13 protein-coding genes and 1 tRNA gene are annotated in these 14189 nt (G+C 70.9%); 10 read left to right on the top strand and 4 right to left on the bottom strand.

The window, feature by feature from the left end:
- Positions 1-150: 150 nt before the first annotated feature.
- Together VF612_RS08915 and VF612_RS08910 are read right to left on the bottom strand one after the other, a co-directional pair.
- Positions 151-579 carry a type II toxin-antitoxin system VapC family toxin gene (locus tag VF612_RS08915; protein ID WP_408659499.1) on the bottom strand — a complete coding sequence of 143 codons (429 nt, stop codon included), beginning with the start codon at positions 577-579 and terminating at the stop codon, positions 151-153.
- Complete coding sequence (locus VF612_RS08910) at positions 576-830, bottom strand: type II toxin-antitoxin system Phd/YefM family antitoxin (protein WP_408659501.1); 255 nt, start codon at positions 828-830, stop codon at positions 576-578. Before VF612_RS08910 ends, VF612_RS08915 begins: the two co-directional genes overlap by 4 nt.
- Positions 831-919: 89 nt before the next feature.
- Between VF612_RS08910 and VF612_RS08905 the strand changes: the two genes are divergently transcribed.
- From VF612_RS08905 to nrfD, 6 genes are all read left to right on the top strand, one after another.
- Complete coding sequence (locus VF612_RS08905) at positions 920-1906, top strand: TIGR03557 family F420-dependent LLM class oxidoreductase (RefSeq protein ID WP_408659498.1); 987 nt, start codon at positions 920-922, stop codon at positions 1904-1906.
- 33 nt (positions 1907-1939) lie between these two features.
- Positions 1940-2269: a DHCW motif cupin fold protein gene (locus VF612_RS08900; protein WP_408659497.1), complete on the top strand. Its 330-nt coding sequence runs from the start codon at positions 1940-1942 to the stop codon at positions 2267-2269.
- 138 nt (positions 2270-2407) lie between these two features.
- Positions 2408-2683, top strand: coding sequence for a chorismate mutase (locus VF612_RS08895; RefSeq protein ID WP_408659496.1), 276 nt, complete (start codon positions 2408-2410; stop codon positions 2681-2683).
- A gap of 65 nt (positions 2684-2748) precedes the next feature.
- On the top strand, positions 2749-6192 hold the full coding sequence (fdh, locus tag VF612_RS08890) for a formate dehydrogenase (RefSeq protein WP_408659495.1): 3444 nt from the start codon (positions 2749-2751) through the stop codon (positions 6190-6192).
- Positions 6192-7103, top strand: a complete 912-nt coding sequence (locus tag VF612_RS08885) for a 4Fe-4S dicluster domain-containing protein (RefSeq protein ID WP_408659494.1) — start codon at positions 6192-6194, stop codon at positions 7101-7103. Before fdh ends, VF612_RS08885 begins: the two co-directional genes overlap by 1 nt.
- Before the next feature lie 85 nt (positions 7104-7188).
- The gene (gene nrfD / locus VF612_RS08880) at positions 7189-8187 is read left to right on the top strand and encodes an NrfD/PsrC family molybdoenzyme membrane anchor subunit (RefSeq protein ID WP_408659500.1); all 999 of its coding nucleotides are present in this window, start codon (positions 7189-7191) and stop codon (positions 8185-8187) included.
- A 150-nt stretch (positions 8188-8337) separates the two neighbouring features.
- Here the strand turns inward: nrfD and VF612_RS08875 are convergent, their stop codons facing one another.
- Together VF612_RS08875 and selD are read right to left on the bottom strand one after the other, a co-directional pair.
- Positions 8338-8805 carry a hypothetical protein gene (locus tag VF612_RS08875; RefSeq protein WP_408659493.1) on the bottom strand — a complete coding sequence of 156 codons (468 nt, stop codon included), beginning with the start codon at positions 8803-8805 and terminating at the stop codon, positions 8338-8340.
- 103 nt (positions 8806-8908) lie between these two features.
- On the bottom strand, positions 8909-9916 hold the full coding sequence (gene selD, locus VF612_RS08870) for a selenide, water dikinase SelD (RefSeq protein WP_408659492.1): 1008 nt from the start codon (positions 9914-9916) through the stop codon (positions 8909-8911).
- 48 nt (positions 9917-9964) lie between these two features.
- Here selD and VF612_RS08865 point away from each other — a divergent pair.
- The 4 genes from VF612_RS08865 (at position 9965) to VF612_RS08850 (ending at position 13949) form a co-directional block, all read left to right on the top strand.
- A tRNA-Sec gene (locus tag VF612_RS08865) sits at positions 9965-10060 on the top strand.
- A 40-nt stretch (positions 10061-10100) separates the two neighbouring features.
- On the top strand, positions 10101-11408 hold the full coding sequence (gene selA / locus VF612_RS08860) for an L-seryl-tRNA(Sec) selenium transferase (protein WP_408659491.1): 1308 nt from the start codon (positions 10101-10103) through the stop codon (positions 11406-11408).
- On the top strand, positions 11408-13183 hold the full coding sequence (gene selB / locus VF612_RS08855; RefSeq protein ID WP_408659490.1) for a selenocysteine-specific translation elongation factor: 1776 nt from the start codon (positions 11408-11410) through the stop codon (positions 13181-13183). Before selA ends, selB begins: the two co-directional genes overlap by 1 nt.
- A 100-nt stretch (positions 13184-13283) precedes the next feature.
- A complete protein-coding gene (locus VF612_RS08850) occupies positions 13284-13949 on the top strand; it encodes an HAD family hydrolase (protein WP_408659489.1) in 666 nt (221 codons plus the stop codon).
- Positions 13950-14189 lie beyond the last annotated feature (240 nt).

The raw sequence follows: 14189 nt of genomic DNA, 5'->3' as shown, positions 1-14189 counted from the left end.
CTGGCCATCGTCAAGCGCGGACTGACCGGCGAGGCCGTGCTGAGCGTGCCCGGGCACTCGGCGGTGCTGGACCCGGCCGACGCGGTGGCCGAGCTGCCGACCGGGTTCGCCGGCCACCTCGGCAGCACCTCCACCACCGCCTGAGCCCAGTCAGCGATTAGTGGTGTCGTACGTGGCGATGCCGAGGGCCGACCAAGCTTGGAGAAGCTGCTGGTCGCCGGTGGCTGCTACAAGGTCGTCGTCATCGAGTTGGCGAGCCGATGCGCAGTGGATCGCGTCGTAGCCGCGGAGGTTGTGTTGGTGGGCGAGTTCGGCCGCATCGCGAATGAGGCGCTCGTCGGCCTCGACGATGTCCACCTGGGCCCACAGGTCGTCGAGTGACCGCAGGCTCTCTCGATGGATTCGCGTCGTGATTCGGTCCAGCCGCCGGGCTTGAGCGAGCGCCGCGGCGGTCTCGACGTAGGTGGGGCGACTGGTGACGACCGTGTCCGCGTCGTCGAAGAACCTGCGGCAGGAGGCGCTGCTGGGTTCGGCGATGAGCAGCGGGACGAAGGCGGACGTATCGAGGTAGCCGATCACTGCCGCTGGTCGGCAACCAGGTCGCTGACGCTGCCCGCGGCCGCGAGTGGCTCGGGTGAGGGTCGCTTTCGGTGGGCGGCCTTGGTCACTCGTCCCTCGGCGATCAGTCGTTCGAGCCGGCTCGGCCGATCAACCGGGACTATCCGCGCGATCGCACGGCCGTGATCGGTGATAGTCACAGTGCCGCCAGCTCGCACATCGGCAAGGTGCCGGCTCAGGCTGTCCCGCAGCTCTTTGATCCCTACGTCCACGGCTTCTCCCAAGTGGCTAGAATGACACCCTCAATTCTAGCCACATTCGCGGGTTGCCTTCGCCGGAGCCGGTGGGTAGTAGTGGACTCATGACACGTTTCGGCTACACGTTGATGACCGAGCAGAGCGGGCCGAAGGAACTGGTGCGCTACGCGGTCGCCGCCGAGCGGGCGGGCTTCGACTTCGAGGTCTCCAGCGACCACTACTTCCCCTGGCTGGACTCGATGGGTCACGCCCCCTACGCCTGGTCGGTGCTCGGCGCGGTTGCGCAGGCCACCGAGCGGGTGGACCTGATGACGTACGTGACCTGCCCGACGATGCGCTACCACCCCGCGGTGGTCGCGCAGAAGGCCGCCACCCTCGGCCTGCTGTCGGACAACCGGTTCACCCTGGGCCTGGGGTCGGGTGAGAACCTCAACGAGCACGTGATCGGCGAGGGCTGGCCGATGGCCGCGGTCCGGCAGGACATGCTGGCCGAGGCGGTCCAGATCATCCGCGCCCTGCACACCGGCGAGCTGACCACCTGGGTCGGCGAGTACTTCCGGGTCGACTCGGCGCGGGTCTGGGACCTGCCCGACACCGGCGTCCCGCTGGCCATCGCGATCTCCGGCAACCGCTCGATCGCCGAGTTCGCGCCGCTGGCCGACCACATGGTCGGTATCGAGCCGGATGCGCAGCTGATCCAGGGCTGGGACCAGATCCGCAATGACGAGGGCCTGCCGGACAGCCGGAAGATCGGCCAGATCCCGATCTGCTGGGGTCCGGACAAGGATCAGGCGATCGCCCGGGCGCACGAGCTGTTCCGGTGGTCCACCGGCGGCTGGGCGGTCAACGCCGACCTGCCGACGACGGCTGCCTTCGAGGGGGCGAGCCAGTTCGTCCGTCCCGAGGACGTGGCCGAGGCGATCGCGTGCGGGCCGGACCTCGACGAGCTGGTCGAGTCGGCGCGGCCGTTCTGGGAGGCCGGCTACACCGATATCGCCCTGGTGCAGGTGGGTGATGAGAGCCAGCAGGAGTTCCTGGACAAGGTCGCCGAGCCGCTGCTGGAGAAGCTGCGGGCCGCCGCCGGATCCTGAGCCTGCCTGAACCGCTGTCGTAGGCTCGGGCGCATGCAGCTGACCGGCTTCGATTTCACCACCACGGACTGGAGCAGCGTCGCACCGGATCGCCATCCAGGGGAATCCGGTGAAGCGCTCTGGCGCAGCCGCGACTTCGGGGGCATCCGGGTGCGCATGGTGGAATACACGCCCGGTTACGTCGCCGACCATTGGTGCTACAAGGGTCACGTGCTCCTGGTGCTACGGGGGGAACTGACCACCACGCTGGACAACGGCGAGGTCGTGGTCCTCACCGAAGGCCAGAGTTACCAGGTCGCCGACGATTCGCGCGCGCACCGGTCCAGCACCGATACCGGTGCGTTGCTGTTCATCGTCGACTGACCCCGTGAGGGCTGCTCCGGCGGCCGCGCAGCGCCTCTTCTTCGCGGGGTGTCTGCGGCGATACAGTGACCCCACGCGGCCACGGGCACGCAATGGGCGACAAAGCGCGTCGTATCCGCCGGAGAGGTAGGACCGGCCATGGAATTCCTGCTGCAGTCCGAAGAGCTCGAGGCAGCCGACTCCATCGACGTGATGCGCGCCCGGATCGATGCGGTCGACGACGCCATCATCCAATTGATCATCGCCCGCACTCGACTGTCGGTGCACATCCAGGCGGCGAGGATCAGCGGGGGCGAACCCCGGATCGTGCTCAGCCGGGAACGCGCCATCCGCGGCCGCTATCGCGCCGCGCTGGGAGCCCCCGGGGACGGGGTGGCGGATGCGGTGCTGCGAGTCTGCCGGGGCAACGGCTAGCCGGTGACCGAACTGGCGCCCTTGACAGCTCGGTAGTGTGGAATTCGAGGGCGAAAGGGATCACCGTGGACCTGCGAAAGACCTTGCTGTCATGGCCGGTTCTGCGCCAGATCAGTGACGGGGACCCCCTCGGCCGGGGAAGGGCGGCGCAGTCCAAGCACACCGCCAGGAACTGGACCGCGCGCACCGAGACCGCCGACCGGATGGTCAAGAGCGTCTGCCCGTACTGCGCCGTCGGCTGTGGCCAGCGGATCTACGTCAAGGACGAGAAGGTCGTCCAGATCGAGGGCGACCCGGACTCGCCGGTCAGCCGCGGCCGGCTCTGCCCCAAGGGCTCGGCCAGCGAGCAGCTGGTCAACTCACCGCTGCGCCAGACCGCGATGCTGTACCGCCGGCCGGGCGGCACGGACTGGGAACCGCTGGACCTGGAGCAGGCCACCGACATGATCGCCGACCGGATCGTGGAGACCCGGGCGCGCACCTGGCAGGACACCGACGAGCACGGCCGGCCGTTGCGCCGCAGCCTGGGTCTCGCCTCGCTCGGCGGGGCGACGCTGGACAACGAAGAGAACTACCTGATCAAGAAGCTCTTCACCGCCCTCGGCGCGATCCAGATCGAGAACCAGGCCCGTATTTGACACAGCGCCACCGTCCCCAGTTTGGGGGCCTCGTTCGGACGTGGCGGCGCCACCTCCTTCATGCAGGACCTGCAGAACTCTGACTGCATCGTCATCCAGGGCTCGAACATGGCCGAGTGCCATCCGGTCGGTTTCCAATGGGTGATGGAGGCCAAGAAGCGCGGCGCCAGGATCATCCACATCGACCCGCGGTTCACCCGCACCTCGGCGCTGGCCGATCACTACGTGCCCCTGCGGGCCGGCAGCGACATCGCGTTCCTCGGCGGGATCGTCAACTACATCCTGTCGAACGAGAAGTACTTCCACGAGTACGTGCTGGCCTACACCAATGCCGCCACCCTGCTGCGCGAGGACTTCGTCGACGTCGACGACCTGGACGGGGTGTTCTCCGGCTATGACCCCGAGACCGGCATGTACGACACCTCGACCTGGACCTACGCGGGCCAGGACGACGTGCCGGCGCCCGGATCGCGCACCGAGCCATCGGAGCCCGACGCCGAGTCCCCGGGTGGGTCCCGCGCCGACAATGCCGGAGCCGGCGGAACCGGCGAGGAGAGCGAGGTCTCGCAGAGCGAGCGCGGCGGCGGCCACGAGCTGGGCGGCCACGGCGCGAAGCTCAAGCACGCCGAGGTCCAGCGCGACGAGACGCTGCAGCACCCCCGCTCGGTGTTCCAGGTGCTCAAGCGGCACTACGCCCGTTACACCCCCGAGCTCGTCGAGCAGATCTGCGGTGTCTCGCCCGAGGACTTCCTGAAGGTGTGCGAGGCGGTCACCGAGAACAGCGGTCGCGAGCGCACCACCGCGTGGGTGTACTCGGTCGGCTGGACCCACCACACGGTGGGCGTGCAGTACATCCGCGGCTCGGCGATCATCCAGCTGCTGTTGGGCAATATGGGCCGGCCCGGCGGCGGGATCATGGCGCTGCGCGGGCACGCCAGCATCCAGGGCTCCACCGACATCCCGACGTTGTTCAACCTGCTGCCGGGCTACCTGCCGATGCCCAAGGTGGGTGAGCACGACGACCTGGCGTCCTACCTCGACACCATCCGCAGCCCGGGCCAGAAGGGTTTCTGGGCCGAGGCGGAGTCCTACACGGTCAGCCTGTTCAAGGCCTACTGGGGGAACGCGGCGACGCCGGAGAACGAATTCGCCTTTCATTACCTGCCCAAACTGACCGGTGACCACGGCACCTACCAGACCGTGATGGACATGCTGGAGGACAAGGTCGAGGGCTACTTCCTGCTCGGCCAGAACCCGGCGGTGGGCTCGGCGCACGGCCGGATGCAGCGGCTGGCCATGGCCCGCCTGAAATGGCTGGTCGTGCGCGACCTGAACCTGATCGAGTCCGCGACGTTCTGGAAGGACGGCCCGGAGATCGAGACGGGCGAGTTGAAGACCGAGGACATCGACACCGAGGTGTTCTTCTTCCCGGCCGCCTCGCACGCGGAGAAGGACGGCACGTTCACCCAGACCCAGCGGATGCTGCAGTGGCACCACAAGGCCGTCGCGCCGCCCGGGGACTGCCGCAGCGAGCTGCACTTCTTCTTCCACCTCGGCCGCAAGATCCGTGAGCGGCTGGCGGCCTCCACCGAGCAGCGGGACCGTCCGATCCTCGACCTCACCTGGGACTACCCGCTGGACGCCGAGGGCGACCCGTCGGCCGACGCGGTGCTGCGCGAGATCAACGGCAGCCACCTCACCGGCGAGAAGGCCGGCCAGCTGCTGAACTCCTACACCGAGATGAAGCCGGACGGCTCCACCTCCGGCGGCTGCTGGATCTACAGCGGCGTCTACGCCGACGGGGTGAACCAGTCGGCCCGCCGCAAGCCCGGACGGGAGCAGAGTTGGGTCGCGCCGGAATGGGGCTGGGCCTGGCCGGGCAACCGCCGCACGCTCTACAACCGGGCCGCCGCCGATCCGGACGGCAAGCCGTGGAGCGAGCGCAAGGCCTACGTCTGGTGGGACCCCGAGCAGCAGGTCTGGACCGGTCACGACGTTCCCGACTTCCCGGCCGATCGGGCGCCGTCCTACCGTCCGGAGCCTGGCACCCCCGGGGTCGCGGGCCTGGCCGGTGACGACGCGTTCATCATGCAGTCCGACGGCAAGGCCTGGCTGTACGCGCCGGAGGGCTTGCTGGACGGGCCACTGCCGACCCACTACGAGCCAGCCGAATCCCCGGTGCGCAACCCCATGTACCGGCAGCAGGCCAGCCCGACCCGGCAGGTCTACCCGCGCCCGGACAACCTGCAGAACCCATCCCCGCCGGAGGAGCCTGCCGAGGTCTTCCCGTACCTGTTCACTACTTACCGCCTGACCGAGCATCACACGGCCGGTGGGATGAGCCGGTGGGTGCCCTACCTGTCGGAGCTGCAGCCGGAGTTCTTCTGCGAGGTGTCACCGGAGCTGGCCCGCGAGCGCGGCCTGGCCCATCTCGGCTGGGCGACCATCGTCACTGCCCGGACCGCGATCGAGGCCCGGGTGCTGGTCACCGAACGGGTGACGCCGTTGCTGATCAACGGCAAGCAGTTACACCAGATCGGCCTGCCCTACCACTGGGGGGTGGGCAGCTCGGCGCTGGTGACCGGTGACTCCGCCAACGACCTGTTCGGGGTCACCCTGGACCCGAACGTGCACATCCAGGAGAGCAAGGTCGCCAGCTGCGACATCCAGCCCGGCCGCCGGCCGACCGGGCCGGCGCTGCTGCGCTTCGTCGCCGACTACCACGGCCGGGCCGGCATCAGCACCGAGACCGGCAACACCTTGCGGACTCCGGTGGCCACCGGTGCGGCCGGGTCGGGGAGCCCGGCCGGGTCGACGCCGGCTGAATCGTCGCCGGTCGAATCGTCGCCGGTCGAATCGCAGGAGGACTGATGCCGAGCCTGTCCGGACCGCTGCACGACCCGGCCGCCGATGCCGGCTGGCAGAATCCCCCACCGCGCAAGGGGTTCTTCACCGACACCTCGGTGTGCATCGGTTGCAAGGCCTGCGAGGTCGCCTGCAAGGAATGGAACGGCGTTCCCGACGACGGCTTCAACCTGCTCGGCTCCTCCTACGACAACACCGGCTCGCTCAGCGCATCGACCTGGCGGCACGTGGCCTTCATCGAGCAGCCCGCCAAGCCCGCGTCCAGCACCGTGAGTCTGGGTATGCCGAGCACCGTCAAGCCCGGCGAGGCGATGAACCCGGAGTCGGCCGTCGACTTCCGGTGGCTGATGTCGTCTGACGTCTGCAAGCACTGCACGCACGCCGGCTGCCTGGACGTCTGCCCGACCGGGTCGCTGTTCCGGACCGAGTTCGGCACCGTCGTGGTGCAGGAGGACATCTGCAACGGCTGCGGCTATTGCGTGCCGGCCTGCCCGTTCGGCGTGATCGACCGCCGGGTCGGCGAGCAGGGCCAGAAGAACGTGGGCATCGCCCAGAAGTGCACCCTCTGCTACGACCGGCTGGGCGCCGGCAAGACGCCGGCCTGCGCGCAGGCGTGCCCGACCGAGTCGATCCAGTTCGGCGACCTGGACGAGCTGCGCGAGCGGGCCGCCGCCCGGGTCGAGGCGCTGCACGCCCAGGGCGTCGAGTCGGCCCGGCTGTACGGCGACAGCCCGGACGACGGTGTGGGTGGCGCGGGCGCCTTCTTCCTGCTGCTGGACCAGCCCGAGGTGTACGGGCTGCCGCCGGACCCGGTGGTGCCGACCCGCGACCTGCCGCAGATGTGGCGGCATGCGGCCCTGGCCGCGGCCGGGTTGCTCGCCGGCGCGGTGGCCGCCTTCCTCGGGGGCCGGGGATGAGCCAGGGAGGCCGGGGATGAGCCAGCACCAGGCCGAGCTGCGCGCCGAGGGCCGGGCCGATCAGCCGGTGCAGTCGCAGGACGGGATGCGTGACCGTCGCCGCCGGCTCGGCAAGCGCCGCCGGGACGAGCACCAGATGGTGCCGGACGCGGTGTTCACCTCCTACTACGGCCGGCCGGTGGTCAAGGCCTCGCCCTGGGAGGCCGACATCCCGGCGTACCTGTTCCTCGGTGGGCTGGCCGCCGGCTCGTCCCTGCTGGGCGCCGGCGCCGGGCTGACCGGCCGGCCGGTGCTGCGGCGAGCCGGCCGGATTTCGGCGCTGACCGCGATCAGCGTCAGCTTTGCCGCTCTGGTGCACGACCTGGGCCGGCCATCGCGGTTCGTCAACATGCTGCGGGTGGCCAAGCCGACCTCGCCGATGTCGGTGGGCACCTGGATCCTGACCGTGTACGGGCCGCTGGCAGGCGTGGCCGGCGCGGCAGAGCTGCTGGCGCCTTTCGCCGGTCGGCTGCCCCGCTCTCTGCGGATGCCTGTTCAGCTGCTCGGCAGGCTGGCCGGACCGGCCGGTGTCGGCTCCGCGGTGGTGGCGCCCGCGGTGGCGTCCTACACCGCGGTGCTGCTGACCCACACCTCCACGCCGACCTGGAGCGCGGCCCGCAAGCACCTGCCGTTCGTCTTCGTCGGCTCCGCGGCGGCGGCCTCCGGCGGCCTGGGGATGCTGCTGGCCCCGGTGTCCGAAGCCGGCCCGGCGCGCCGGCTTGCTCTGGGCGGCGCGCTGCTGGAGCTCGGCGTGGAGCACTCGATGGAAGCGTCGATGGGCATCACCGCCGAGCCGCTGCACCAGGGCGCCGGCGGGACGCTGATGCGGGCCAGCAAGATCCTGACCGTGCTGGGTGCTGTGGGGTCGCTGTTCGGCGGGCGGAATCGTGTTGCCGCGGGTCTGTCGGGAGCCTGCCTGGTGGCGGGATCGGCCTGCACCCGGTTCGGCGTCTTCGAGGCCGGGCAGGCCTCCGCCCGGGACCCGAAGTACACGGTGGTCCCGCAGCGGCAGCGGATCGAGCGCGGCGAGTCCGCCGGCGCCTGAGCGACGACCAATAATGAGGAGATCGCTAGCTGATTTGGATGGTCGGGGCGCGGTTCACTGTGCCTCGATCGACGAGCGCTGAATCGTCGGTCGGCAAAGTGCCGGACAACCCCACGTGTAGATGAGGAGGTCAGCAGCCCTCAGCGAGGCTCAACGGACGGCGATTATGCAAGCGCCAGTGATGTCAGCGAGCGCCACCGCAAGAAGTAGCAGATACACGAGTTGTGTAACGCTCGCCTTGCGTCGTTTTTGCTGTCCACGCATCGTGGACGTGGTATCCATGCGCTGATCCACAGGTATGCCGAGGCTTTCTTCCACCCTTCGCAGGTGATCCCGAGCAGCGCGGTAGTAGTCATGCTGGGTGCGCATGACGAAGTAGGACAACACGCATGCCACTGTGCCAAGCACAAACACCAGGGCCGCGCTATGTCCGGGACGGGACGCGATCGCGCTGGCGGCAGCCAGGATAGCTGTATTGAACACAAGCATGTATTGCGTGCGAGACCAATTGAACTCCGCTTGAAAGCGGTATTCCTCCACAGCGGCTTTGTAGACGTCGGCTGGAGGTACGCCGTCGTCCGAACCGCCATTCGGCAGGCGGGCTACAGAGCCGGGCATCCACCCACGCTATCGGTATGCGATTTCAGGTGGTAGGCGCCTCGCCGTGCCCGACGATTCATTATCTAGGCGGGTCTCTCGGTAGCACCGGTGAACCCTACGGTCAGCGGACCTCCAGCACACTGTCGCGGCGGGGGACGAACTCGCCGATGACCGCCCCGCCGGTGGCGATCTCGCCGGCTAGCAGCAAGCCGCCGCTGGTCTGGGCGTCGGCGAGCAGCAGCAGCTCGTCCTCGGCAACCGTGGACGCAAGGTGCGGCCGTACCCAATCCAGGTTGCGCCGGGTGCCGCCGCTGACGAAGCCGTCGGCCAGCGCCTGCCGGGCGCCGTCCAGGTAGGGCACCGCGGCCGCGTCGATCACCGCGGTGACCCCGGACGCCCGGGCCATCTTGTAGAGATGCCCCAGCAGCCCGAAGCCGGTCACGTCCGTCCCGGCCGACAGCCCGGCCTCCAGCGCAGCGGCACAGGCGCCGGCATTCAACGCCACCATGGACGCGACGGCCTGCTCGAACACCTCACCGGTGGACTTGTGCCGGTTGTTCAGCACCCCGACCCCGAGCGGCTTGGTCAGGGTGATCGCCGTGCCAGCGACAGCGGCGTCATTGCGCAGCAACCGGCCCGGGTCGGCGATGCCGGTGACCGCCATGCCGTACTTGGGCTCCGGGTCGTCGATGCTGTGCCCGCCGGCGACCGGGCAGCCGGCCGCAGCGGCGATGTCGAAGCCGCCCCGCAGCACCTCGCGCAGCAGCTCGGTGGGCAACAGGTCGCGCGGCCAGCCGACCAGGTTGATCGCCAGCACCGGACGCCCGCCCATCGCGTAGACGTCCGACAGGGCGTTGGCGGCGGCGATGCGTCCGAAGTCGTAGGCGTCGTCGACCACCGGGGTGAAGAAGTCGGCGGTGCTCAGCACCGCGGTCGCCCCGTCGATCCGGACCACCGCGGCGTCGTCGCCGTCGTCCAGGCCGACCAGCAGGTCGTCCGAGCCCGGGCCGATCAGGCCGGCGACGATCTCCTCCAGCTCGCCGGGCGGGATCTTGCAGGCGCAGCCGCCGCCACGCGCGTACTGGGTCAGGCGGTAGGCGGTGGTGGTCACCCTGTCGAGGCTAATCATCCGGAGCTGATCACCGGTATCGATCGCCGGGCGGCTAGCGTGGCGGACGGAGGCGTACAGGTGCCTGGTGGCCCTCCCGGTCTTCAAAACCGGTGAAGTCGAGTACCTCGGCTTGGCGAGTTCGATTCCCGTCCGCCTCCGCCACAGCGCGCCAGCATCACCCACAGCCAGGGGAGGAGCACCGGTGACCGATCCGCGCCGGCAGGTGCCTCGTACCGACGTGCTGCTGGCCGACCCGCGGCTGGCCGACGCGGCGGCCCGGCTGGGCAGCGCCCGGCTCAAGGCCACGGTGGTCGCCGTGCAGCAGCTGATCCGAGCCGGTGAGCTGCCGCCGGAGGGTGCCGTGCCGGCCGTGCTGGCCCGCCTGCCGGGCTCGGCCAGCTCGTTGAACCGGGTGCTGAACGCCACCGGGGTGGTGCTGCACACCAACCTCGGCCGGGCGCGGGTGTCGGACTCGGCGGCGCAGGCGGTGCACCAGGCCGGCGGCTACCTCGATGTCGAGTTCGACCTGGCGAGCGGCCGGCGGGCCCGCCGCGGCCGGGGCGCGCTGGCCGCGCTGGCGCAGGCCGTGCCGGCCGCCGAGGCGGTGCTGGTGGTCAACAACGGCGCCGCCGCCCTGCTGCTCGCGGTCACCGCGCTGGCCGCCGGCCGCGAGGTGGTGATCAGCCGCGGCGAGCTGGTCGAGATCGGCGACGGGTTCCGGCTGCCCGAACTCGTCGAGTCCACCGGCGCCCGGATCCACGAGGTGGGCACCACCAACCGCACCACCCTCGCCGACTATGCCGGCGCTCTCGGACCGCAGACCGGCTGCCTGCTCAAGGTCCATCCCAGCAACTTCTGGATCGACGGCTTCACTGCCGGGGCCAGCATCGCCGAGCTGGCCACCCTGCCCGCTCCGGTGGTGGCCGACATCGGCAGCGGGCTGCTGCGTCCGGATCCGCTGCTGCCCGACGAGCCGGACGTGACCGGCAGCCTGCTGGCCGGCGCGAGCCTGGTGACCTGCAGCGGCGACAAGCTGCTCGGTGGCCCGCAGGCGGGACTGATCTTCGGCCGGGCCGAACTGGTGGAGCGGCTGCGGCGGCATCCGCTGGCCCGCGCGCTGCGGGTGGACAAGCTGACGCTGGCCGCGCTGGAGGCGAGCGTGCAGGGACCGGCCACCCCGACCTCCCGGTACCTGCACGCCGACCCCGACCAGCTGCGCCGCCGGTGCGAGCGGGTGGCCGCCGCGCTGCTCGACTGCGCGGATCCACCCGACGGCGCTGTCGAGGTGGTGCCCAGCGCCGGCGCGGTCGGCGGTGGTGGCGCGCCGGGCCTGGAGCTGCCGGGCTGGGCGGTGGCGCTTCCCGAGCGCTACGCCCAAGCGCTGCGGACGACCCAGCCCGCCGTCATCGGCAGGCTCGAACGCGGCCGGTGCCTGCTCGACCTGCGCTGCGTCGAGGAGGCCGAGGAGGCCGCCCTGATCGCCGCGGTCCGGTCGGTCGGACCGGGCTGATGCGGGTCATCGCGACGGCCGGCCACGTCGACCACGGCAAGTCCCGGCTGGTCCGGGCGCTGACCGGCATGGAGCCCGACCGGTGGGCCGAGGAGCGCCGCCGGGGCATGACCATCGACCTCGGCTACGCCTGGACGACGCTGGCCTCCGGCGAGCAGCTGGCCTTCGTCGACGTCCCGGGCCATCAGCGGTTCGTGACCAACATGCTGGCCGGGGTCGGCCCGGCGCCGGCGGTGCTGCTGGTGATCGCCGCCGACGAGGGCTGGCGGCGGCAGACCTCCGAGCACCTGGACGCGATCGACGCGCTGCGGATCCGGCACGGCCTGATCGCGGTCACCCGCAGCGACCTGGCCAGCGCGTCCCAGACCGCGGCGGTGCTCGCCGACGCCCGGGAACGCGTGGCCCGGTCGAGCCTGGGCGCGACGCCGGCGCTGGCGGTGTCGGGGGAGACCGGGGCCGGCCTCGACCAGCTGCGGACAGCGCTGCAGCAGCTGGTCGATGGCCTGCCGGCGCCGAGCCTGGACGAGCGGGTGCGGCTGTGGGTGGATCGCGCGTTCACCGTCAAGGGCAGCGGCACCGTGCTCACCGGAACCCTCGGCGCCGGCCGGATCCGGGTCGGCGACGAGTTCGAGCTGCACGGCCGGACGGTGGTGGTACGCGGCCTGCAGCAGCTGGCCAGCCGGGCCGAGCACGTCCACGCGGTGGCCAGGGTCGCGGTGAACCTGCGCTCGGTCCCGCGGCAGCAGGTGGCGCGCGGGGACTGCCTGCTGACCCCGGGCGCGTGGCGGTTCACCGACTGCCTGGACGTGCTGCTGGACCCGCTGCTGGCAGAGCCGCACAGCCAGCAGGTGCTGCACCTCGGCTCGGCCTCCGTCCCGGTGCGGCTGCGGTTGCTGGGTACCGACGAACCCGCCACCGCCCGGCTGACGCTGGCCCGGCCGATCCCGGTGCAGGCCGGTGACCGGGCGGTGCTGCGCGATCCGGGGCAGCAGACCATCACCGCGGGGGTGCTGGTGCTCGACGCCGACCCGCCGGCGTTGACCAGGCGCGGCGCTGCCCGGATCCGGGGCGCCCAGCTCGCCGACGGCACGGCTGCCGGGCTGGCCGATCAGGTCCGCCGGCGGGGAGCGGTCAGCCGGGCGGCCCTGGCCGCGCTGGGGGTGCCCGTCACCGATACCACCGGCGTCCTGGTGCGCGGGGACTGGCTGATCGACCCCGGGACCTGGCAGCGCTGGCAGGACGCGCTGCTGGCCGCGGTCGACCGGCATGCCGCCGAAGACCCGTTGCAGCCCTGGATCAGCGCCGACGCCGCCCGGCAGACGCTCGATCTGCCCGAGCCGCGGCTGCTGGCCGAGCTGGTCGCGGGCCTCGGCCTGGGGACCGGCGGTGGGCGGATCGGCCGGCCGGAAGCTGCCACCCCCACCCTGGGCGCGGCCCAGCAGGGGCTGCGGGCGGTGGACCGGCGGCTGGCCAAGGATCCCTTCGACGCCCCCGAACGCAGCGAGCTGGCCGAGCTGGGGCTCGGGGTGCGAGACCTGGCCGCGGCGGCGCGCACCGGCCGGGTGCTGCGGCTGGCTCCGGATCTGGTGGTGGCGCCGGACGCCCTGGAGCGGGCGGCGGCGCTGGTGCGGGCGTTGCCGCAGCCGTTCACCGCGAGCCAGGCCCGGCAGGCGCTGGGAACCACCCGGCGGGTCGCGGTGCCGCTGCTGGAGCAGCTCGACGCCGCCGGCCTGACCGTCCGGATCGACGGCACGCGCCGTGCGGTACGCACCTGAAGCGGAGCAAGATGGAGGCCGCCAAGGCCTGAAAGAAGCCAAGGCCTCAAGGAAGCCAAGAGCAGACAAGGAAGCCAAGAGCAGACAAGGAACGGTGTGCATGAGCGTCCGGCGCGGAATCCTGTTCGACATCGACGGCACCCTGGTCGACACCAGCTACCTGCACACCGTCAGCTGGTGGCAGGCATTCCGGCAGGCCGGGATGGACGTCTCGATGGCCCGCATCCACCGGGCGATTGGCATGGGCGGTGACCAGCTGGTGCACGAGGTGACCGACGGCGCCGCCGATGACCAGGCGCCGGAGCTGATCGCCAGCCACGACGCGGTGTACTCGGCCTACTGGCCGGGACTGCGGCTGCTCCCCGGCGCCCGCGAGCTGGTGCTGCATTGCCACCGGGCCGGCCTGGTGACCGTCCTGGCCAGTTCGGCCGGCAGCGCCGAGTTCGACGTCCTGACCAAGGTGCTGGACCTCGACGAGGTGATCGACGCGGCCACCGGCTCGGCCGACGCCGAGAGCAGCAAGCCCGACCCCGACATCGTCCTGGTGGCGCTGGACCGGGCCGGCCTGCAGCCGGAGAACGCGATCTTCGTCGGCGACGCGGTGTGGGACGTGCAGGCCTCGGGCAAGGCCGGCCTGCGGTGCGTGGGGCTGGAGTCGGGCGGCACCAGCGCAGCGGAGTTGATCGAGGCCGGCGCGGTGCGCACCTACCGGGATCCAGCGGATCTGCTGGCCCACTTCGACGGCAGCCCGCTGGATTTCAGGTGACCGGATCTCAGGAAACCGCCCTGAGTGCGCCCCACCGACTGCAGGTCGTGCAGACACAAGGTTGTTACAGCTCGACCCGTTGACCGGCCGGTAATTGTCCACAATCATGGGCAGCGCGAACCCCACGGGTCGAGGTGGCCGCATTATGTGGAAAAATCGGAAGTTGTGTCTGGGCGATTTCAGCACACCGCGCGGGTCGGCCCGTCCGTCGCACCGCGTTCCCTGCGCCCGATCACCGCG

This window comes from Jatrophihabitans sp., from assembly GCF_036388195.1.
In the GTDB taxonomy this organism is placed as follows: Bacteria; Actinomycetota; Actinomycetes; order Mycobacteriales; family Jatrophihabitantaceae; genus Jatrophihabitans_A.
Note: the sequence above shows the minus strand (reverse complement) of the source record. Positions and strands in the feature narration are given on the sequence as shown.